Origin of the sequence: Azospirillum brasilense (assembly GCF_007827815.1) — a bacterium.
Classification (GTDB): Bacteria; Pseudomonadota; Alphaproteobacteria; order Azospirillales; family Azospirillaceae; genus Azospirillum; species Azospirillum brasilense_C.
Genome location: NZ_VITH01000020.1, coordinates 28,916 through 48,707 on the forward strand (window position 1 = coordinate 28,916; position 19,792 = coordinate 48,707).

The 19,792-nt window shown below is 69.2% G+C and carries 20 protein-coding genes; 7 read left to right on the plus strand and 13 right to left on the minus strand.

The annotated features are described in order from the left end of the window. Window positions 1-54 precede the first annotated feature (54 nt). Window positions 55-1,365 carry a pentapeptide repeat-containing protein gene (locus tag FBZ83_RS28255; protein WP_145679622.1) on the plus strand — a complete coding sequence of 437 codons (1,311 nt, stop codon included), beginning with the start codon at window positions 55-57 and terminating at the stop codon, window positions 1,363-1,365. Window positions 1,366-1,407: 42 nt separating this feature from the next. On the opposite strand, the gene FBZ83_RS28260 is transcribed toward FBZ83_RS28255, so the two are convergent. Continuing rightward, window positions 1,408-1,902, minus strand: coding sequence for a MarR family winged helix-turn-helix transcriptional regulator (locus tag FBZ83_RS28260; RefSeq protein WP_247888511.1), 495 nt, complete (start codon window positions 1,900-1,902; stop codon window positions 1,408-1,410). Window positions 1,903-2,300: 398 nt separating this feature from the next. Here FBZ83_RS28260 and aguB point away from each other — a divergent pair, with 398 nt between their 5' ends. Next, window positions 2,301-3,197, plus strand: a complete 897-nt coding sequence (gene aguB / locus FBZ83_RS28265; protein WP_145690108.1) for an N-carbamoylputrescine amidase — start codon at window positions 2,301-2,303, stop codon at window positions 3,195-3,197. Window positions 3,198-3,235: 38 nt separating this feature from the next. Here aguB and FBZ83_RS28270 read toward each other — a convergent pair whose 3' ends face one another. After that, on the minus strand, window positions 3,236-3,880 hold the full coding sequence (locus tag FBZ83_RS28270; RefSeq protein ID WP_145690109.1) for a putative metalloprotease CJM1_0395 family protein: 645 nt from the start codon (window positions 3,878-3,880) through the stop codon (window positions 3,236-3,238). Between the two features lie 292 nt (window positions 3,881-4,172). On the opposite strand from FBZ83_RS28270, the gene FBZ83_RS28275 reads away from it, so the two are divergent. The 3 genes from FBZ83_RS28275 to FBZ83_RS28285 all read left to right on the plus strand — a co-directional run bounded on the left by FBZ83_RS28275 (window position 4,173) and on the right by FBZ83_RS28285 (window position 8,497). Next, window positions 4,173-7,091: an SLBB domain-containing protein gene (locus tag FBZ83_RS28275; RefSeq protein ID WP_247888512.1), complete on the plus strand. Its 2,919-nt coding sequence runs from the start codon at window positions 4,173-4,175 to the stop codon at window positions 7,089-7,091. Beyond that, window positions 7,088-7,909, plus strand: a complete 822-nt coding sequence (locus FBZ83_RS28280; RefSeq protein WP_145690110.1) for a glycosyltransferase — start codon at window positions 7,088-7,090, stop codon at window positions 7,907-7,909. The genes FBZ83_RS28275 and FBZ83_RS28280 overlap by 4 nt, the downstream gene beginning before the upstream one ends. A 120-nt stretch (window positions 7,910-8,029) precedes the next feature. After that, complete coding sequence (locus FBZ83_RS28285; RefSeq protein WP_145679617.1) at window positions 8,030-8,497, plus strand: helix-turn-helix domain-containing protein; 468 nt, start codon at window positions 8,030-8,032, stop codon at window positions 8,495-8,497. Between the two features lie 25 nt (window positions 8,498-8,522). Here the strand turns inward: FBZ83_RS28285 and FBZ83_RS28290 are convergent, their stop codons facing one another. The 5 genes from FBZ83_RS28290 to FBZ83_RS28310 all read right to left on the minus strand — a co-directional run bounded on the left by FBZ83_RS28290 (window position 8,523) and on the right by FBZ83_RS28310 (window position 13,407). Next, a complete protein-coding gene (locus FBZ83_RS28290) occupies window positions 8,523-9,374 on the minus strand; it encodes a glycosyltransferase family 2 protein (protein WP_145690111.1) in 852 nt (283 codons plus the stop codon). After that, entirely contained in the window at window positions 9,371-10,342 is a 972-nt protein-coding gene (locus FBZ83_RS28295) for a hypothetical protein (RefSeq protein ID WP_247888513.1), read from the minus strand. The genes FBZ83_RS28290 and FBZ83_RS28295 overlap by 4 nt, the downstream gene beginning before the upstream one ends. Next, window positions 10,335-11,582: a glycosyltransferase family 4 protein gene (locus FBZ83_RS28300; protein WP_145690112.1), complete on the minus strand. Its 1,248-nt coding sequence runs from the start codon at window positions 11,580-11,582 to the stop codon at window positions 10,335-10,337. Before FBZ83_RS28300 ends, FBZ83_RS28295 begins: the two co-directional genes overlap by 8 nt. A gap of 49 nt (window positions 11,583-11,631) precedes the next feature. Beyond that, window positions 11,632-12,849, minus strand: coding sequence for a hypothetical protein (locus FBZ83_RS28305; protein WP_247888514.1), 1,218 nt, complete (start codon window positions 12,847-12,849; stop codon window positions 11,632-11,634). Window positions 12,850-12,936: 87 nt separating this feature from the next. Beyond that, entirely contained in the window at window positions 12,937-13,407 is a 471-nt protein-coding gene (locus FBZ83_RS28310; RefSeq protein WP_145690113.1) for a DUF3299 domain-containing protein, read from the minus strand. Window positions 13,408-13,729: 322 nt separating this feature from the next. Between FBZ83_RS28310 and FBZ83_RS28315 the strand changes: the two genes are divergently transcribed. Both FBZ83_RS28315 and hutG read left to right on the plus strand, forming a co-directional pair. Beyond that, complete coding sequence (locus FBZ83_RS28315) at window positions 13,730-14,080, plus strand: ArsR/SmtB family transcription factor (RefSeq protein ID WP_014240322.1); 351 nt, start codon at window positions 13,730-13,732, stop codon at window positions 14,078-14,080. 180 nt (window positions 14,081-14,260) lie between these two features. Next, a complete protein-coding gene (gene hutG / locus FBZ83_RS28320) occupies window positions 14,261-15,079 on the plus strand; it encodes an N-formylglutamate deformylase (protein ID WP_145690114.1) in 819 nt (272 codons plus the stop codon). A gap of 17 nt (window positions 15,080-15,096) precedes the next feature. Here the strand turns inward: hutG and FBZ83_RS28325 are convergent, their stop codons facing one another. From FBZ83_RS28325 to FBZ83_RS28350, 6 genes are all read right to left on the minus strand, one after another. After that, entirely contained in the window at window positions 15,097-15,507 is a 411-nt protein-coding gene (locus tag FBZ83_RS28325) for a bacteriohemerythrin (RefSeq protein ID WP_038528038.1), read from the minus strand. Between the two features lie 362 nt (window positions 15,508-15,869). Then, window positions 15,870-16,655: an enoyl-ACP reductase FabI gene (gene fabI, locus FBZ83_RS28330; RefSeq protein ID WP_014240318.1), complete on the minus strand. Its 786-nt coding sequence runs from the start codon at window positions 16,653-16,655 to the stop codon at window positions 15,870-15,872. A 287-nt stretch (window positions 16,656-16,942) separates the two neighbouring features. Further along, entirely contained in the window at window positions 16,943-17,362 is a 420-nt protein-coding gene (locus FBZ83_RS28335) for a YgaP-like transmembrane domain (RefSeq protein ID WP_145679612.1), read from the minus strand. Between the two features lie 28 nt (window positions 17,363-17,390). Then, complete coding sequence (locus tag FBZ83_RS28340; RefSeq protein WP_145690115.1) at window positions 17,391-18,266, minus strand: PRC-barrel domain-containing protein; 876 nt, start codon at window positions 18,264-18,266, stop codon at window positions 17,391-17,393. Window positions 18,267-18,366: 100 nt separating this feature from the next. Next, window positions 18,367-19,005, minus strand: coding sequence for an urease accessory protein UreG (ureG, locus tag FBZ83_RS28345; protein WP_035673506.1), 639 nt, complete (start codon window positions 19,003-19,005; stop codon window positions 18,367-18,369). Then, entirely contained in the window at window positions 19,002-19,748 is a 747-nt protein-coding gene (locus FBZ83_RS28350) for an urease accessory protein UreF (RefSeq protein ID WP_432612504.1), read from the minus strand. Before FBZ83_RS28350 ends, ureG begins: the two co-directional genes overlap by 4 nt. Window positions 19,749-19,792: the final 44 nt, after the last annotated feature.

Here is a 19,792-nt window from a genome sequence, read left to right on the forward strand (position 1 = left end):
GTAACCGCGCCCATCTCCCTCGCGCCGGGAACGGGCCGATTGTCGGACGGGGTCATGACGCCACATGAGTTGGTCGCCGTGCTCGAAAAGCACGAGCGTTGGCTGAAGAACCGGTCGGGCGGCACCCGCGCCAACCTGACCATGACCAACCTGGAGGGATCGAATCTCGCCGGGGTGGAGCTGACGCAGGGCAAGCTGTCGGGGGCCAACATGGCCCATTGCGACCTGTCCAACGCGAATCTCAGCCACGCCGACCTGTTCGCCGCCCACCTGACCAAGGCCGACCTGACCGGCTGCAACTTCTATCGGGCGGATCTGCGCGGCGCCCACATGCGCGGTGCCAAGCTGAAACGCGCCATTCTGAAGGAGGCCGACCTGCGCGGCGGCGCGCTGCTCTATGGCGGAAGCGGCGCGAACGGCAGCAAGGGGCTCGACTTCGTGCGGTCGGACCTGTCGGGCAGCGACATGGACGACGCGATGATGTCGAACGCCAACCTGTCCGGCGCCGACCTGACCGACGTGTCGATGAACGGCGCGGACTGCGAAGGCGCGCTGATGGCCGGGGCCACGCTGATGCGCTCGACCATGAAGAATTGCAACCTTGCCCGCGCCGACCTGCGCGGCTGCAACCTGTCCGGCGTCAATCTTCAGGGCGCCGTCCTGCGCGACGCCAACCTGAACGGCGCGGTGCTGGCCGGCGCCAACCTGCGCAACGCCGACCTCCAGGGTGCGAAAATGGAGGGGGCCGATCTTGCCGGGGCGGACACGACGGGCGCCAACATGGCGCGCTCTGCCGAGAATTTCTCGATCCAGATTCAGGAAGCCCTGCACAACCATTACACCTGGATCAACACCAACGGCGCCATGGGATCGCGCGCCGACCTGAGCGGCGCGGACCTCTCGCACATCGACCTGCACGGCGTGAACCTGTCGGGAGCGAACCTGCGCGGGGTGCGGCTGGTCGGCGCCAAGATGCGCGATTCCCTGCTCATCATGTGCGACATCTCCGCCGCCGACCTGACCGGCAGCGATTTCAGCGGCGCCATCCTCGACGGGGCGACGCTTCGCGGCACCAATTTGACCGGGGCCCGGTTCGACGGGGCGGGCATCGGCTGGGTCGACATCAAGGGCCCGGACGGCCGGCCGACCGGCCGGTTGTGGGCGGCGAATCTGACCGGCAGCACCTTCGCGGGCGCCTCGTGCATCCGCACCAACATGCGCGGCGCCAACCTTGCCGGCTGCGATTTCTCCAGCGCCGACCTGACCGGGGCCATTCTGAGCGATGCGAACATCCGCGACGCGCGCTTCACCGGCGCCAACCTGACCGGCGCCAGCCTGCCGCCGCCCCCCGATCTCGACGACTGACGACCGCGGACGAACTTGCGCGACGGGCCGCGGCCCCTTGCGTCATCCCAGATCATCGTCCCCGCCGATGGGGGGCAGGCCGCCAAGATTGGCGGAGACCCGGCGCAGGACGCTGACCGCCAGGGCCAAGTCGTCCGACGAGACGCCCTGGGTGGCGCTCTCCTCGATCTCCTCGGCACAGGGCAGGATGTCGGCCCGCAGCGCCTTGCCCTTCGGCGTCAGGTAGATGTTCACCTTGCGCCGGTCGTGCGGGTTGCGCACCCGCTGGACGAGATCGCACCGCTCCAGATTGTTCAGCGCGGTCACCGTGGTGGGCTCCATCATGCCGACCCGCTGGCTCAACTCGCGTTGGGTCAGCCCGTCCTCGTCCCACAGGGCGCGAAGAAAATACCACTGCCCCATGCTGACGCCATGGTCGACGATGCGGATCTGCAGCGCGCGCGTGAGCGCGCGATGGGCTTCCCGCACGGCCCGCGGCAGGGTCGCGCCGGACTGCGGCAGTCCGGCAGCGTCCTCACGTTGCGGTTCGACCAACATGGGTTCCTGTCTCTTGAAACGCCCAACCATGACGACGATCTCTCGGCAGACGTCCGTCAGGCCGTGGTGCGGTGCAGCGGACGAAATCAACGGACGAAATCAACTTACCCGATCATATCTTCTCTCGGAAAAATCGCAAAGCAATTGAGGATTTAAATTTCTCGTGCATGCAATAATATGTCGTGTAACCGAAGAGCGGTCCCTGATCGGGCATTTTTGTATTTATGCGTATGACTGTCGAGTTCTGCGCGTGCTCAACGGCGAGGGCCATGGTTGGTCCGGCGCGGAAACCCGGACGAATCTGAAACGTTTGTGACAGGGCGGAGATGGGGTTGCGCACCCGGCCATCCGCCCACTAACACGGCGCAGCACACGCCAGAGCACAGGAGCACCAGCTTATGCGCCCCACCACCGGACGCACCGTCACCGTCGCGGCGACCCAGATGGCCTGCGGTTGGGACCGCGACGCCAATGTGAACGGCGTCGAACGCCTCGTGCGCGACGCGGCGGCGCGCGGCGCGCAGATCATCCTGCCCCAGGAGCTGTTCGAGACGCCCTATTTCTGCAAGGACCAGAAGCAGGAGTTGTTCGCCCTCGCCCACCCGGTCGAGGATCACCCGGTGATCGCCCGGATGAGTGCGCTCGCCCGTGAACTCTCCGTGGTCATCCCCACCAGCTTCTTTGAGCGGGCGCGGAACGCCTATTACAATTCCCTGGCCATGATCGACGCCGACGGCACGGTGCTGGGCGTCTACCGCAAGTCCCACATCCCGGACGGTCCCGGTTACCAGGAAAAATACTATTTCAACCCTGGCGACACCGGCTTCCAGGTCTACAAGACGCGCTACGCCGCCATCGGCTGCGCAATCTGCTGGGACCAGTGGTTCCCGGAATCGGCGCGCGCCATGGCGCTGAAGGGCGCCGAGATCCTGTTCTACCCCACCGCCATCGGGTCCGAACCGCAGGACGGGTCGCTGGACAGCCAGGCCCACTGGACGCGGGTCATGCAGGGCCATGCCGGGGCCAACCTGATGCCGCTGGTCGCCTCCAACCGCATCGGCCGGGAAGAGGGCGACATCTGCGGGATCAGCTTCTACGGGTCGTCCTTCATCGCCGGGCCGACCGGGGAACTGGTCGCGCAGGCCGACCGGGAGAGCGAGGCGGTCCTGACCGCCAGCTTCGACCTCGACCGCCTCGCCGCACAGCGCGCGTCCTGGGGCGTCTTCCGCGACCGCCGTCCGGAGCTGTACGGACCGCTGCTGACCCTCGACGGCGAGACTCCCGTCCGCCGCTGACCCACCGGAACCGGGCCGCCCGGCGGCGGACTCCGGGGTCAGACGATGATGCCGGCGGCGCCGGTCCGCCGGCCGATGCCGGAGGCCGACGCGTACGCCGCCGCGCCGCGCGCCGCCAGCGCCGGCGCGGCGGTCTCGCTTGGCGGCGCGCCGTTCCGCTCGTCGGACGGACCGTCGCTGCTCCCGCCCGGCCCCTTTCGCCGCAGTTCCTGCTGCGCCTGCATTTTCGCCGCGTCCGCCTGCTGGGCGACGCGAAGGTCCTGGGCCGACGGGTCGGACGGCGCCAAGGCCGCCGCCTTGACCGTGTCCATCTTGCGAACGGTGGCTTCGGGGTCGCTCTCGCCACCGACATCCACCTGGACTTCGCCGGCGGTCGCGTAGTTCTTACCGTCCGGGCCGCGGGTGAAGGTGAAAGAGGCGCCTCCCGCGTGGGGGCCGCCCGCCGCCTGATGCGCCGCCTCGTGCTGGCGGACGCTGGAGTCGATGCGCTTGAGTTCCTGGACCTGCCGCTGCTGATCGTCGGTCAGGGTCCCCGGCTGGCCGGCCGCGTTGCGGCCCGCGCCGGTCCGACCGGTGTCCTGGGCGCCATCCTGATCGCCGACTTGGCTGCGGTCGCGCGCCGGCTGACCGGACCGCGGGAGCGGCACGCCATAAACGGCACTGGACGAAACACCGGATACCATGGGCCCGCGGCTCCTGCGCGCTCCACGCGATGATCCACAGTCTACACGCCGCGGGCCGGCGCGGCAACGCAGCTTGGCCGTTGCCTTTTCCCGATTATGCTCGCATTAGTCTTATAACGTCCGGACGGGACGCCCCCAATGGTGCCGGGACTTGGCACGCCCACAATTTGCGTGTGACTCCTTGCGCAGACTCCTCGCCCTTTTGGTGCCGTTGGCTGTGATCACCTGGGGACTCGCCGCATCGGCTGCGGAACCGTTCCCCCCGGTCCCTCATCCGCGTCCGTCGGCCGCCGTGCCAGCCCAAGCAAAGCCCGCCCTCCCCCCAGCCTCCCTGTCGCCGGTCGAAGCCGCCTACAGCGAGCGGGCCGGCTCGGTCCTCCTCCAGTTCGGTTACGACCAGTTCGGTGAGGAGCCGCCACGGCGGGACGGATCGGGCGGCGTGCAGGCCGACTACACGCTGGGTCCGGGCGACGAGCTTCTGGTGACCCTGCGCGGCCAGAAGTCCTCCAGCAAGCGCCACGTCATCGACGCGGCCGGGCTGCTCACCGCCGATGACGTCCGCCCCGTCGTGGCGCAGGGCCTGACCCTGGCGGAGCTGCGCGCCCAGCTGACCAACGCCGTGACCGCCTCCTTTCCGGACACCGAGGTCTATGTCTCGGTGACCGAGGTGCGGCGGATCGGTGTGCTGGTGACCGGCGCCGTGGCGCGTCCGGGCCGGCAGGAGGTGGGGGCCTTCGCAACGCTGATCGACGCGCTGGGCGCCGCGGGCGGCGTCACCCGCGCCGGGTCGCTGCGCCGCATCCGCCTGTTTCACGCCCAGGGCACCGGGGGAAGCCCGCCCGCCGGGCTGCCCATCGACCTGTACGACCTGTTCATGACCGGAGACGGGGCGACCGCGGGCCTGCGTCTGCGGGACGGCGACCGCATCTTCGTGCCGCCGCTCGGCCCCACCGTGGCGTTGGCCGGCCCGCTGAAGCGTCCCGGCGTCTACGAGCTTCCCCCCGGCCAGGACCGCCTGCCCGTCGCGGCGGCGCGCGAGCTGGCCGGCGGCCTCCTGCGGCCCGGCGCGCATCGGGCGCTGCGCTACGCCATCGGCCCGGACGGCGAGGAGCGGGCCGAGGAGTTGCCGGAGACCGAGGCGCCCCCGTTGGCCGACGGCGACCTGCTGCTGCTGGCGCCCCGCCGTGAGGACCGGCGCGACGACCTGCGTCTGGAAGGCCATGTCCTGCGCCCCGGTCCGCGGGCTCTGGGGCGGACCCCGACCATCGCCGCCCTGGTCGCGGCGACGGATCTGGGACCCACCCCCTATCTGCCCTTCGCTGTGCTGGCTTCGACCCGTCCGGGGAGCCGCGCCCGCGTCCTCCAGCCGATCGACCTGACGGCCGTGCTCAATGGCCGCGACCGCCGTCCCCTGGCCGAAAACGACGTCCTCTACGTGCTGGGCGCGGAGGAGGTGGATTTCCTCACCGCCGAACCGGTGCTGGCGCTGCTGCGCGGTGCGCGCGAGCCGGCCCCCGACGCCTGCCGCGGTCTGGTCGTGCTGGCCCGCGCGCTGACGGCGCAGCCGGACGGCCCCCTCGCCAGCGGACCCCAGGCCCGGGCGGCGGCAAAGCTGACCGGCGGACGTACGCCCTGCCCGCCCCTGTTCGACGCCATTCCCGACCTGCTCGTCTTCGCGCTGGAGCATTCCACGCTCCTGATGGGCGGGGTGCCCCGCCCCGGCTTCTATCCCTCCACCGGACGGCGAAGCGCCGCGGAGCTGGCGCTCGCCGCGGGCGGGCCGGAATCCGGTCCTTACGAAACGCCCGCCGCCGGGCTCGGACCGCCGCGCCGCGCCGCGGCGCCGGGCTCCATCCTTGAGCCGGACGAGCCCGTCTACGAGCTGACCGGCCACACCCGCCGCCCCGGCGTCCGCCCGCTGGCGGGGGGCGCCACGCTGCGCGACGCCCTCAGCGGCGGCGATGCGCTGATGCGGGACGTCTATCCCCTGCTCGGTGTCATCGAGCGTTTCGACCGCCGCACCCTCGCCCGCCGCTTGCTTCCCTTCTCGCCGCAGGAGGTGGCTTCCGGTCAGGCCAACCGCGCGCTCGCTGACGGCGACCGGGTGCGCCTGCTCTCCGCCGCCGAGGTGCGAGCGCTGACCACCCCCACGGACAAGGACGGCCCGACCGAAGGGACGCCGGCCGACGCCGAACCGTCGCTTCCCGGCGACGTCGCGGCCCTCGTGCGGGAGCGCGGTGTGCAGGTGGGCGGCGCCGTGCGCCTGCCCGGCGCCTATCCCGTGGCGGAGACGGCGTCCGTCGAGGCCCTTCTGGCGACCGCCGGCGGCCCCACGGCGACCGCCGACCTCGCCAGCCTGGAACTCACCAGCGCCACCGGGCAGCGCCGCCGCCTGGACCTTCGCGACGGGATGTCCGCCCGGACCGCGCTGCATCCGGGCGACAACCTGCGCATCGACCCGCTGCCGCAGGCGCTTGAGGCGCGGGCGGTCACCATCTCCGGCGCGGTGCGCCGCCCGGGCAGCTACCATGTGGGTCGCGGAGAGACGCTGTCCTCGCTGATCGACCGGGCCGGCGGTCTGACCGAGGAGGCCTACCCCGCCGGCGCCAGCTTCCTGCGCGACAGCGAGCGCAAGCGCGAGCGCGCCTGGTTCGACCAGCAGGCCCGCGACCTGGAGCGCTGGATGGTGCAGGAGGTCGAGAAGGGTGAGGCCGCGCGTTCCGACGTGGTCGGGCTGGCCCGGCAGCTCGCCACCCAGCTGCGCGGCGTCGAACCGTTGGGCCGCATCGTCGTCGAGGCGGACCCCCAGGTGCTGCGGCAGCGGCCGGACCTGGACGTGCTTCTGGAGCCGGACGACCGCGTCCTGATCCCGAAACGGCCGCTGACCGTGACCGTAGCCGGAGAGGTGCTGCACCCGACCGCCGCCCAGTTCATCAGCGGCAAGACCGCCGAGGCTTATCTGCGCGAGGCAGGCGGAGCGAGCCGCAACGCCGACGACGGCCGCATCTTCCTGGTTCTGCCGGACGGGCGGGCGCAGCCGCTGTCCCTGTCCTCCTGGAACCACACGGTGACGGCGATCCCGCCCGGCTCGTCCATCGTGGTGCCCCGCGACCCGAAGCCGTTCGACCTCATGGAGTTCTCCAAGAACATGGGAACGATCCTCGGCCAGCTCGCCATCTCGGCGGCGGCCATCGCGGTGATCTCCGAATGACGGGGGCGGCGGGAACGATCCGGCTGGCGGTGGTCACCGTGGTCCGCGACGACCTGCCCGGCCTGCTCGCCACCCGCGCGAGCCTGCGCGCCCAGACCATGGCGGCCTACGACTGGTTCGTGGCGGACGGAGGCTCCGGCGACGGGACGGCCCGCTGGCTGGCCGACCATCGGGACGAGACGGTCTGGTGGCGCTCGTCGCCCGACCGGGGCCTGTACGACGCCATGAACATCGCGATGGACGCCATTGCGGAAGGGTCTCCGCCCTCCTGCAGCCATGTCCTCTTCCTCAACGCCGGCGACCGGCTGGCCGACGACCGGGTTCTCGAACGGCTGCTTCCCCTCCTGGCCGCGCATCCGGACGCCGGTCTGCTCTATGGTGATGCGTTGGAGGCGCTGCCCGGCGGGCGTCTCGTGGTGAAGCGGGCGCGGTCGCACCGCCGCGCCCTGCTGGGCATGTTCACGCACCATCAGGCCATGGTCTACCGCTTGGCCGAGTCGTCGGGCTGCCGGTTCGATCTCCGCCACGGACTTGCCGCCGATTACGCGTTCACGCTGTCCATCCTCAAGCAGGGGCTTCCAGCGCAGCGCTTGCCACTTACGGTATGCATTTTTGCTGGCGGCGGACGGTCGCAGCAGGACCCGGCGGGCGGTCGACGGGAGCAGGCGATCATCCGTCGCGAGGTGCTTGGGCTCGGCTTTGCAGCCAACGCAACATTATGGGGATTACAATGGCTTGCCCTTACCCTACGCCAGACAATCCCATGGCTTTACGCGAAATATCGTTTCTCACCAAATGAACGATCGTTGCTTTCATAAGCTTTGGCCTCTGTTTTACGCATCTAGCTATTGATGCGCACGAAAAGTTGCATAGAATTTACTTTCTGAACTAACCAATTTCCCTGGTGGCGCGGTCCACCTCCATACTGAGGGTCTATTATGAGTGCCACGAAATCCAAGCTATCACCCGCCCACACCCTATCACGCCGCGGCGAGGGACCGAACCCAATCGACATCCATGTCGGCGCCCGGTTGCGGCTGCGCCGGACCCTGCTCGGCCTCAGCCAGGAGAAGCTGGGTGAAGCGGTGGGGATCACCTTCCAGCAGCTTCAGAAGTACGAGCGCGGGTCCAACCGCATCAGCGCCAGCCGCCTGTTCAACCTGTCGCAGGTCCTGGGCGTCCCGGTCAGCTACTTCTTCGAAGACATGCCGTCGCCCGAGCACATCGCCACCCCGTCGCCCGACCTTCCGCCGTCGGAAACGGAAGAGTTCGAGTCGATGGCCCGCCGCGAGACTCTGGAGCTGGTGCGGGCCTATTACCGCATCGAGGACCCCTCGGTGCGCAAGCGGACCTTCGACCTGCTGAAGGCCCTCGGCGGCGAGCGCGCTCTGGACGAGGCGGTGTGAGGCGCGGCACAGCCTGTCCGAACCCTCAGACATCGGTGGACGCGGGTGACACGGCCCGCCGTCTCGCGTCCGCGATCTTCACGCCGACCTGCCAATAGTAGAAAGCTCGCGCCAGCGCGTGTTGGAAGCCGGGACCGCCGTCCAGAAAGCCCAGCCGCACGACATAGCCATACAGAAAGACCAGAAACGGACGGGCCGGCAACCGGTTGAGGCCGATCTTCATCCACCGCCGCGCCCCGGATTCCCGCGTGATCAACCCCGTCATCCGTCCATCCGAACGCAGCGCCGCCTCCCAGTCGGCGTAACGGGCGTGCCGTTCGAACCAAGCGGCGACCGGCTTGTCGTCGGCGTGGTCCAGGCTGTGACGCAGCCGTCCGACGCTGCCCGCGATCACCGGCTGATAATGGCCTTCCACCTCCCACATGGTGGCGACATCCAGATCGGGTGCGGGCGGAAAGGACGCCCGTCGCCGGTCGAACAGGGCGAGCTTCCGATTGCCCGCGCCGAAGCGCAGCCGCCGGCCGAGAAACACCGGACGGCCATCGATGAAGTAACCGGCGTGCCGCGGCCCCGCGGCCATCAGCGCGGCGATCTCCTCCACCAGGGCGCCGCCGAGCCGCTCGTCCGCATCGACGAACAGAACCCAGTCCCGGCTGAACGGCAGCCGGTCCAGACACCATTGCTTCTTCTTCGGGTACCGTCCGTCCCACTGGAAGGCCACCACCCGCGCGCCGGCCGCCGCGGCGATGTCCGGCGTTCCGTCGGTGCTGCCGCTGTCCACAACGAAGCGTTCGGCGAACCGCGCCAGCGCGGGCAGGCAGTGGGGAAGATTGACCGCCTCGTTGCGGGTCATCACCACCACCGACACGGGGATCACGATTCCGCCTCACCGCCCGCCCGCCACAGGCGCCGCAGGCTGACGAGGATCGCACCGGCCACCAGCCCGGCCAGCGCCGCGAATGGAACGACCGTCACCGGGTTCGGCCAGTCGGGGCGCTGCGCCGCGGCGGGGGGTTCGATGGCGTCCGCCGCCAGCGGCAGGTCGACCTCGATCATCATGGCGATCCGCTCCTGCTCCGACAGCAGATCGGCCAGCGCGCGGCGGTGCTCGGCGACGGTGATCCCGGCCAGACGGGCGCGGGCATGGGCGATCTGCGCGGCGCTGCGCCGCGACGCCTCCGCCCGCAGATGGGCGTCGGTCGCCTGGGCCGCGGCCGACAAGATCCGCAGCGCCATGGCGCGGTCGGCGTGACGCAGCCGGAGCCGCCGCATCGGCCCGCTGCCGACCATATCGACGGTCAGCCGGTCGCGAAGCGCGCTCGCCACCCGCTCGGCGTCGGGCTCCACCCAGTCCGACCGGCCGACGAGCGCCAGGAACAGACGCTTGGCGGACGCCATGGCGCCGGGCGCCGGGCGCCAGCCCCCCGCCTCCTCGTCCCAGCGGTCGGGAAACAGGCCGCGCAGCAGCAGCGGGTCGGCCATCATCCGTTCCGCCACCGGGATGGAGGTGAAAAGCTGGAGGTAGCGCGCGAAGTCTGACAGGATCTCATCCCCCGGTCCGGGCTCGGACGCGGCGGCGGCGGCTTCCCGGCCGATCAAAACGGGCAGCCGCGCGCCCATGGCCGCCGCGCCGACACGGGCGGTCGGCCCGATCACCATCACCGCGGTGTATTGCGGAACCACCAGCCGCAAGGAAGTCACGGAGGCCACCACCCCCAGCGCCGTCCCGATGAGCAGGATCGGCCAGCCCTCCCGCATCGTCCGCAGGAATCGGCGCAGCCGCAGCGCCGATTCCACCGCTTCGAACTCCAGTGGAGAGCGGCGCAGCGGCACGCCATCAGGCATGGGGCAGGCTCCGCCCCGGCAGAACGGGCACGCCAAGCGGCGTCCTCCGGCGCAGCCCGTCCGCCAGCGCCGCGAAGCGCCGCGCCGCCGCTGCGGCGTCCCAGGCCGCCGCGACGGACAACGCCCGCTCCCCTTGGGCCGCGCACAGGGCCGGATCGCCGGCATAACGGCGGATCGCGGCGGCCAGTCCCGCCGCATCGTCGGGCGCCAGCCTCTGCCCGCAGCCGTCCAGCAGCGCGGCCGCGTCGCTGCCCGCCGGTCCCAGAAACAGGCAGGGCCGCCCGGCCGCCAGCGCGCCGGCCACCTTGCTGGGCACCAGCAGTCCTTCCGCCCGCGGGTCCATCGTCGCCAGATGCAGGTCCGCGGCGGACAGGCTTTCGGCCAGCCGATCCGAGGGCTGGAGAGGCAGCAGCCGTACGTTCCTCAGGCCACGCCGCTCCACCGCCTCCGCCACGGCCGCCCGGCGGCGCCCGTCGCCGATCAGCAGAATCGCGATGGCGGGGTCGCTGCGCGCCAGCAGTGCCGCGGCGTCCAGCACCGCGTCCATCGGGTGGGCCAGCCCCATGTTGCCCGAATAGGCCACGGTGAAGCGGTCGCCCAGCCCATGCGCCTGCCGGAACGGATTCTCCGCCCGCGGCACCGGCCGGATATCCGGGTCGGGCCAGTTGGGCAGAACGGTGATCCGCTCGGCCGGCACCCCCACCGCCGCCAGTCGCCCGGCCATGCAGCGTCCGATGGCCACCACCGCGTCCTGGCGGCGAAGCGCCCGGGCGCTGGCCCGTTCGACCATCCGCATCAGCGGGTCCGGCAAGTGGACGCCGAGCACCGGCAGCAATGCCGGAAACACATCCTGGCTCCAATGAAGGGACGCCGCGGCATGGCGCGCGGCGATCAGCGGCCCGGCGCAAACCAGCAGCGGCGGGTCGGTCATCGTCACCACGACGTCGTGCCGCGGCAGGCGCAACGCCCGGTGAATCAACCGCAGCGCGGCGGCCAGATAGCCGCGTGTGGTCGCCCGCACATCTCCGGACATCGCCCCCGCTTTGGAAGAGCGCCCCCAACCGGCGCGGCAGACGGTGACCCCGGGCGGGGCGACGCTGGGGCCCGAACCGTCGGCGACCACGGTGACCCGCCAGCCCATCGCCGCCATCCGCTCCGCCACGTCGCGCACGCAACGCCCGGTCGCCCCCTTGTCCGGAGGAAACACGCGATTGACGAACAGGATGGATGGCGAATCCATGGATGAACGATCACTTCACGGATTGAACACGCGTAAGTATGCATTTCCATCAGCGCGCGGGCAACCGCTTCCCGCGCTCCGCCGCCAGAGCCGCCACGGTGAGGAGGAGGCCCGTGTCGAGGTATTTGAAACTGGTGTGCAGGCCGAGCGCCATCAGCAGCGGCGCCAGCACCGCCCAGCCGAGCGCGGGGTCGGAGCGGACAAGGCGCAGGGCTCGCGGCGCCAGTCCGCCCAGATAGGCGATCAGGGCGCACAGGCCGACCACGCCGGTCTTGGCGAGGGCGTAGGTCGCCAGCGTGTGGGTGTAGGACACCCGCCACCCGCCCACCGCCGGATTGGCGAGGAGCGCCCCCCACCCCTGCCCGAACAGAAACGCCGCCGGGGAGGACAGGGCCTGCCCGACCGCGGCCTCCGCCTCCTCCCACCGGGTGTTCGCCCCGGCCAGCCGGGTTTTCTCCGCCACCTGCCCGAGGGCGCCGAACAACGCCTCGTGAAAGAGCGCCAGCACCAGCAACCCCGCCACGCCAGCCCCCAGCACGGCCAGCGGCGCCCGGCGCAGCCACCACAACCCGAGGGCCGTGAAGGCGAGGACGGCGAGCCCGAGCGCCATCCGGTGCACCGCGCCGGCCAGCGCCGCCAAGCACAACAGGCCGCCCAGAATCGCGGCCACCCCGGCGGCGCGGCGTGGCCACCCGCCCTGCGCCAGCATCCCGACCCCGAAGGCCGGCAAGGCGATGGCCGCGAACAGCACCGACGGCGCGTTCAGCAGATAGACGCCGCCGTCCGCCATCGCCCGGACGCCGACGGCGCCGAATCCCCACTCCGCCTGCTTCCACCAACGCAGGGCGAAACCGACGCCGGCCACCGCCAGACCGCCGGCCAGCAGCCCCACCGCCCGGTCCGGAGCGGCGCGCAGCATCGGCACCAGAAGCACGGGAAGAAACAGGTACAGAAGAGGCACCACGTCGCGCAGCATGTCGCCCGGCGCCCAGTCGAGCCACACCCCGCGCATCAGGGGGCACCACAGCAGCACCGCCAGAGCCAGCACCGCCGGCATCTCCCACGGCGGCGAGTCGCTCTCCAGCAGCGCGTGGCCCGTCGCCACCGACAGGGGACGCAACAGCCCGACGCCCAGAACCAGCAGCGCGCCGATCAGCGCTTCGGCGAGGCGGATCTCCGCCGGGGCCGGAGCGCTCAGCAGGCCATACAGCGCAAGCGCCAGGGACAGCCCGGCGGCCCGCCACAGCGCCACTCCCCTTCCGGCCACGCGCTCCCCGCCATCGCTCCGACTCGAACGGGCGGCAGAATTTCACGACACAGCGAAAAAAGGAACAACCAACCCGATCCGCAACGCTCAGGCGTAACGCAACTCGGCGCGGTCGAGACGGTAGAACAGTCCTTCCAGGGGATTCAGCCGCAACGTGCCGGTCATCAGCACCGGCACCTGGGTCTCGCGCACCGGAATCTGGCTGTGGACATACAGCATGCTGGACGGGCTGGGCCGGTGGCAGGCCGGACAGGATATGGGGTTGGCGGCGAGGATGAAGCGGTTGTGGGCCGGGGCGTCGCCCAACGGCACCATGAAGCCGCGCACCGTAACCAGCTTGCCCTCCAGCGCCTTGACCCGGGTCGGAAAGACCGGGTTGGCCGCCGGTCCCTCCATCCGGACCTGCACCAGATCCCGCCAGAGGAACGTGGTGTCGTCCAGCGGCAGATGGAACGGGCCCACGGGATGGGTGGGTTCGCTGGCGTTGGTGGCCCAGATCGCCCAGCCGGCCACCGGGGCCAGCGCGAGCGGCAACAGAACCTGTCGGCGCGATGTCATGGCGGTCCTCCCCCTCGATCCTGCCCGTTCCGGTCGTTCGTTCGACCGTTCGTTCGATCCCGTTCATTGGATCGTTGAAGGCATTCTGTGCGGCCTTTGTCCCAGACCGTCGTGCTTGCGGCCGAATTGTTCCCGAGCCTTCGCCCAAGGTCAACTGGCGAGCGATAGGCCATACGGAAGAGGGCGTCGCCCATCGACTTCGATCGTTGTTTCGCCAACCTATGGGATTGACGCGGCGGCCGGCCTATACTTTGTAAAGGGCGGCAACCACCGATAAAACGCCGTAACCGATAAAAACCTTACAAGCGGGAACCAACGCGGCATGCAAAAAGGGTCAGCACCGAAGGACAAGCCGGCGCATCTCCGCCTGTCCGAAGACCAGACCACCGAACTGGCCGACATGTTCCGCCTGATGAGCGACCCCAGCCGGCTGCGCATCATCCTGGCCTGCCTGGACACCTCGACCTCGGTCGGCGACATGGCGGCGGCGCTGGGGCTGTCGCCGTCCCTGGTCAGCCATCACCTCCGCCTGCTGCGGGCGGGACGGCTGATCCAGGCGGAACGGCGTGGCAACCGAGTCTTCTACCTGATCACCGACGAGCACATCCGGCGCGTCCTGTCCGACATGGTCGACCATGTGGCGGAGGAAAGCGAAGGCGACCTGGAAGCCTGAGGCCACTTCGGTTGCGGAGGCTCATAGCGCCACAACCCGTTGAAGCCTTTATAACAAATACGCAATAGGATTTGACCGCCATGCCGGTTGCGCCGCATAGTTCCGACCATGCTGCGGCGCATCAAACCGTTGTTGCACAAATGGCTTGAAGAATCGGGCCAGGAAACAAAGGGTGTTGGCATGGAGACGTTCCGCTTCCAGCCGGGGGAAACCCCCGTCCTGCTCAGCATCCCGCATGTCGGCACCGTGGTGCCTCCGGACATCGCGGCCACCATGACCGACTCCGCCCTGGCGGTTCCGGACACCGACTGGCATCTCGACCGCCTTTATCATTTCGCCCCGGCGCTGGGCATCGGATTCCTGAAGCCGATCCTGTCGCGCTACGTGATCGATCTGAACCGCGATCCTGACAGCGCCGCTCCCGGCGCCGGCGGCACCGAACTCTGCCCCCTAACCACCTTCGATCATCAGCCGATCTATCGGCCGGGGATGGAGCCGGACGCGGCGGAGGTGGAGCGACGGGTCGGCGCCTATTGGCGCCCCTACCATGAGCAGCTCAACGGCGAGCTTCAGGCTTTGAAGGAACGCTTCGGCGTGGCGGTGCTGTTCGACGCCCATTCGATCCGGTCGCGCGTGCCGCGATTCTTCGACGGCCAGATCCAGGATTTCAGCCTCGGTACGGCGGAGGGGTCCAGCGCCTCGCCGGCGCTGGTCGGCCGGGTGATGAACGTGCTCACCGCGACCGGGCGGTTTTCGTCGGTGCAGAACGGGCGCTTCAAAGGCGGCTTCATCACCCGCCGTTACGGCAACCCCGCCGACAACATCCACTCCATCCAGCTCGAACTGTCCCAGGTCACCTACATGGACGAGGAGGCCCCCTTCGGCTTCCGCGAGGAGGCGGCGCGTCAGGTGCGCCCGACGCTGGAGCGCCTGGTCAGCCTCGTCGTCGAATGGGCGTGGGAGAACGCCGCCGGGCGGCGGCGCAGCGCCTTCCTGTAAGGCCGGCCGGTCCGCCCTCAGACCCAGACGCCCCGCACATAGGGCGTCAGTTGCGTGTCCTGCATGATGATGTGGTGGACCAGCCAGTTCGCGGTGAAGGTGTAGATCCGCTCGGCGTTCTGGTGGGTCGGATCGCGGGTGAAGACCGCGGACAGCTCGCTCAAGGTCCGCACCGCCTCGTGGTGCTGGCGCACATGCTCCTCGAACTTCGGATAATGCACGGCCTGCATGATCTTTTCTTCGCGGGCGAAGTGCTGCTGGGTGTATTCCAGCAGTTTCATCAGGATCTTGGCGACGCGCACAGGCATGAAGCTGCGCGAATTCAACGCGGCATCCAGTTCGTTCAGATACTCGATCAGGTGCTTGTGATCTTCATCGATGGACGGCTGGCCGACGCTGAGCTGCCGCCTCCACGTAATGACACCCATGAACCCTCCGCACCCTGTCGTCCGCGGCCACCGGGCCATTCCGCCGAAAGCCACCGCATTGAAGGGAAGCGCGCCGTAGCTTGCGCAACTGAAGATGAAGGTGCGCAACCCGTCAAGGAACCGTAAATACCGGACGCCGCGACCCTTGTTACCGCCGACTCCGCAACCGACGGCCTTTGCCTGCATTATGGGCGCATTTTCTACAAAACGAACGCATACGATCGTCACATGGCATTTTGCCGCACCAAAACAAAGACGCGAAAAGGCAGGGGAAACGTCATGTTTCCGCCTGCCTCCACATCGACTTTATGAAGATGAGGCGATGATCAGCCGCCCCAACTTACCGGTCAAACAACGTCCGATCAGCCGACGATCGAATAGCCGCAATCCACATAGGTCGTGCTGCCGGTGATGCCCTTTGCCCCATCCGTCGCCAGGAAGGCGGTGGTGTAGCCGACCTCTTCGATGGTGACGAGGCGCTGCTCCGGCGCGCGCTCCGCGGCCTTCTCCATCAACTCGTCGAAATGGGCGATGCCGGAGGCGGCGCGCGTCTTGATCGGTCCGGGGGAGATGGCGTGCACTCGGATGCCCTTCGGGCCCAGCTCCGCCGCCAGATAACGAACGCTGGCCTCCAGCGCCGCCTTCACTGGCCCCATGACGCCATAGTTGTCGATCACGCGGTTGGCGCCGAAGTAGGACATGGTGAACAGCGAACCGCCGTCCTTCATCAGCGGCTCGGCGTAGCGGGCCATGCGGATGAAGGAGTGGCAGGACACGTCCATCGCCATCTGGAAGCCTTCGCGCGAGCAATCGACGACGCGGCCGTGCAGGTCGTCCTTCGGGGCGAAGGCGATGGAATGCAGCGCGAAGTCCAGCTTGCCCCACTTCTGCTCGATCTTCTCGAAGATGGCCTTCAGCTCACCCTCGCCGGTGACGTCCACCGGCTCGAAGATCTCCGCTTCGAGCTGCTGGGCCAGCGGCTCGACGAAGCGCTTCGCCTTGTCGTTGAGGTAGCTGACCGCGAGATCCGCGCCCAGCGCGCGGAAGGCGCGGGCGCAGCCCCACGCGATCGACTGATCGTTGGCGATGCCGAGCACGAGGCCCTTCTTGCCTTCAAGAGTGGCGGCGGCGGGGATGATCGTGGTCATAGGCTGGCTTTCCCGGATTGCAAGGTGGCCGGATTCGGAGTGCGCCAGATCGGATCACTCGAATTGTGCAACGCACCATAATGCAATCGAAGGTCATAGGCAACTTGTTAAAGTCGCAATATATCCGACATTATCGCTTTGTTTATCCGTAACACAGCCTTCACACAGCGAAGACGCGAAGTCCGCGGCGGTAATCCATACCTCTTTCTTGCGTATTCATAGCGAGGACCGCAACAAAAACAAAGGCCCCACCTTTCAGAGGGGCCTTTTTACAAAGGACATGACGCTCAGACGGCGCCGGGCGTGAAAGACGGCGGATCGCTGGCTGGGAAGGATTCCATCGACGCCTCGTCCACCTTCTCCTTGTCGTCGGCGTCGTCATAGATGTCGCCGGGATGGCGGGAGTAGCGATGGACGCCCCGCTCCGCATCCTCGGCGGAGGCATCCGCGCCATCCTGGCCGTTCCAGTCCTCCATCATCGCCTTGGCCGGGCAATAGCCGGTCAGGCCGCGGGCGACCAGGGCGCCGCCGGCCAGCGCCAGCGCCGCCCCGCCGACGGTCGGGCGGCGCAACCCGAGTACGGCGAGCAGACCGCCGCCGACCAGCGACACCAAGCGCTCGGTGTGCCCGACGTTGATCATGCGCTCAAGATCGTCCGGCAGGGCCGCGTTGCGGCTGCCCATGCCCTGTTGGCTCGTCATCGCCATCGCTGCTCTCCTCGATCTTTTTCTATGGTCACTGCTGCGGGGCGGGCGGCGTGGAACCGCCCTGATCCGCCGGGGCTGGCGCACCGCCGGTCGATCCGGACGAGCCCGGCTGAGCCGACCCATCGGGCTTGCGGGCCGTATCGGCCAGCGTGCGGGCCTGCGACAGCTCACGGTTCAGCCGATCCACCTCCTGGGAGAGGCGCTGCACCTCCGACTGGATCTGCGGCGAGCCCGCGGCACCGCCCTCCGGCATACCAACCGCGGCGAGGGCCGCACCGTCGCGCATCCAATAGGGCTGGACGCCGTAATAGGTGTGCAGCGCAACCGCCCATTGCCGGTCCGACATGTCCGGACGGTTGGAGCGGGTGAACTGGGGGGCTGTGGTCAGCCGGTCCTTGGTCACGTTCAGGACATAGCCGTCACCGGCTTGCGCCGGCTGAACCAGCGCCCAGGGAACCGGGAAATTGCGCTCGCCCAGCCCGAGGAAGCCGCCGGCCTCGACCACGGCGTAGGCGACGCGCCCGGTGTTCGGATCAACCACCAGCTCGGAAATGGAGCCCATCTCCTCGCCGCTGGCGTTGTGCAGCTTGGCCTTCGCCAGATCGTCGGCGGCGACCACGCGCGGATGCTCGACCGAGCGCAGCAACGCGTCGGCCTCGCCCAGGATGGTCTGGCAGGCCGGTTCGCCGCCCCGCTGCCCGGCACGCTCGGCGGTCTGGCGCAGGGCGCGGAGTTGGCCAAGCTCCTGCGGGCTTATGGAGGCGGGGGTCTGGTTGCCGGCGGCCTCCAGCGCGCCGATGCGCTGGCCCAGCCGGTTCACCCCCTCCGGGCAGGTCTCGGCGAGCGCCGGCCAAGGCCCGAGCGCCCCCGCGATCATGGCGGCGCTGAGGAGCAAACGTTTCATCGTGGGTGCCTCCGGCTTGGTTTCCGTGCGTGTGGTTCTCACGCGTGGAAAACAGCACGGCCAAGACGGAGGTTCCGCGCCTGCTTCTTCCGCGAAGCGGTCAACCCGGAAGCGGCAACCCACCCCGCTGAACGATGAAGGACTGGACCGCGTCCACCCCCTGCCCCGTCTTGATGTTGGTGAAGACGAAGGGCCGGTCGCCGCGCATCTTCCTGGCGTCGCGGTCCATCACCTCCAGGCTGGCGCCGACCAGCGGGGCGAGGTCGATCTTGTTGATGACCAGCAGGTCCGACCGGGTGATGCCCGGCCCGCCCTTGCGCGGGATCTTGTCACCCGCCGACACGTCGATGACGTAGATGGTCAGGTCGGCCAGTTCCGGCGAGAAGGTCGCCGCCAGATTGTCGCCGCCCGATTCCACGAAGATCAGGTCGAGATTCGGGAACTTGCGGTTCATCTCGTCGACGGCGGCGAGGTTGATCGAGGCATCCTCGCGGATCGCCGTGTGCGGGCAGCCACCGGTCTCCACACCCATGATCCGGTCCGGCTTCAGCGCGCCGGAGCGGGTGAGAAACTCGGCGTCCTCCTTGGTGTAGATGTCGTTGGTGATCGCCGCGACCTCCCAGTCGTCGCGCATGCGCTTGCACAGCGCGTCGGTCAGCGCCGTCTTGCCGGAGCCGACCGGCCCGCCGATGCCCACGCGCAGGGGGCCACCATGGCTCTTGGAAATCGGGGCGGTCATGAGCGGAACAACCTCGTGTATTGGGTTTCGTGGATCATGGAGGTCCAATCGACGGCCATGGCGCGGCTGCCCAGATCGTCGAGCGGGGCGGCCAGCGCGGCCTCCGCCGCAGAGTGCACCACGGAATCGAGCGCCGCCAGGGCCTTCTGCCCGTCGGTCTGGCCCAGCGGCACCAGCCGCACCCCGGCGGAGACGAGGTTGGCGGCGAAGGCGTGCAGGTAGGCCGACAGGGCGGGTCCCTCCGGCACGCCGATCAGCGCTGCGGCCAGCGCCACGGCGACGGCATAAGCGACCGGGCGGCCGCTGTCGGCGATCACCCGGTCCCAGCGCTCCATTCCCTCCAGCGGCCAGGCGGCGCGCACGGCGATGAGGAAGGCCTGCCCCTGCGCGCGGCTCTCCAGCGCGGTTTCGGAGGAGGCGCGCATGGCGTCGGCGCGCTCGACCGCCCAGGCGAAGCCCGCCTCGTCACCCGCCAGCACGGCGCGGTGGGCGGCGACGAAGAGCATGCCGTCGGTCCGCCCGGCGCCGTGGCGTAGGATGCCGTCCATCCAGCGCGCCAGCGTGTCGCGGTCGCGGACAAGCCCCTGCTCCACCGCCGCCTCGATGCCGTGGCTGTAGGAGAAGCCGCCGACCGGAAAGGACGGCGACAGCCAGGCGAGGAGCTTGGTGAGGTGGGTTGCCGAGACGGGCCCCCACCCCGACCCTCCCCCGCTGCGCGGGAGAGGGTGCCTATCCTCGCCCAAGTCCCCCCCCTCGCGAGGCGGGGGAGGGTTAGGGTGGGGGCAAG

Coding starts and splice junctions, on each gene's coding strand:
- FBZ83_RS28255 (WP_145679622.1), top strand. CDS start 55: ATGACGCCACATGAGTTGGTCGCCGTGCTCGAAAAGCACGAGCGTTGG.
- FBZ83_RS28260 (WP_247888511.1), bottom strand. CDS start 1,902: ATGTTGGTCGAACCGCAACGTGAGGACGCTGCCGGACTGCCGCAGTCC.
- aguB (WP_145690108.1), top strand. CDS start 2,301: ATGCGCCCCACCACCGGACGCACCGTCACCGTCGCGGCGACCCAGATG.
- FBZ83_RS28270 (WP_145690109.1), bottom strand. CDS start 3,880: ATGGTATCCGGTGTTTCGTCCAGTGCCGTTTATGGCGTGCCGCTCCCG.
- FBZ83_RS28280 (WP_145690110.1), top strand. CDS start 7,088: ATGACGGGGGCGGCGGGAACGATCCGGCTGGCGGTGGTCACCGTGGTC.
- FBZ83_RS28285 (WP_145679617.1), top strand. CDS start 8,030: ATGAGTGCCACGAAATCCAAGCTATCACCCGCCCACACCCTATCACGC.
- FBZ83_RS28295 (WP_247888513.1), bottom strand. CDS start 10,342: ATGCCTGATGGCGTGCCGCTGCGCCGCTCTCCACTGGAGTTCGAAGCG.
- FBZ83_RS28300 (WP_145690112.1), bottom strand. CDS start 11,582: ATGGATTCGCCATCCATCCTGTTCGTCAATCGCGTGTTTCCTCCGGAC.
- FBZ83_RS28310 (WP_145690113.1), bottom strand. CDS start 13,407: ATGACATCGCGCCGACAGGTTCTGTTGCCGCTCGCGCTGGCCCCGGTG.
- FBZ83_RS28315 (WP_014240322.1), top strand. CDS start 13,730: ATGCAAAAAGGGTCAGCACCGAAGGACAAGCCGGCGCATCTCCGCCTG.
- hutG (WP_145690114.1), top strand. CDS start 14,261: ATGGAGACGTTCCGCTTCCAGCCGGGGGAAACCCCCGTCCTGCTCAGC.
- FBZ83_RS28325 (WP_038528038.1), bottom strand. CDS start 15,507: ATGGGTGTCATTACGTGGAGGCGGCAGCTCAGCGTCGGCCAGCCGTCC.
- fabI (WP_014240318.1), bottom strand. CDS start 16,655: ATGACCACGATCATCCCCGCCGCCGCCACTCTTGAAGGCAAGAAGGGC.
- FBZ83_RS28335 (WP_145679612.1), bottom strand. CDS start 17,362: ATGGCGATGACGAGCCAACAGGGCATGGGCAGCCGCAACGCGGCCCTG.
- FBZ83_RS28340 (WP_145690115.1), bottom strand. CDS start 18,266: ATGAAACGTTTGCTCCTCAGCGCCGCCATGATCGCGGGGGCGCTCGGG.
- ureG (WP_035673506.1), bottom strand. CDS start 19,005: ATGACCGCCCCGATTTCCAAGAGCCATGGTGGCCCCCTGCGCGTGGGC.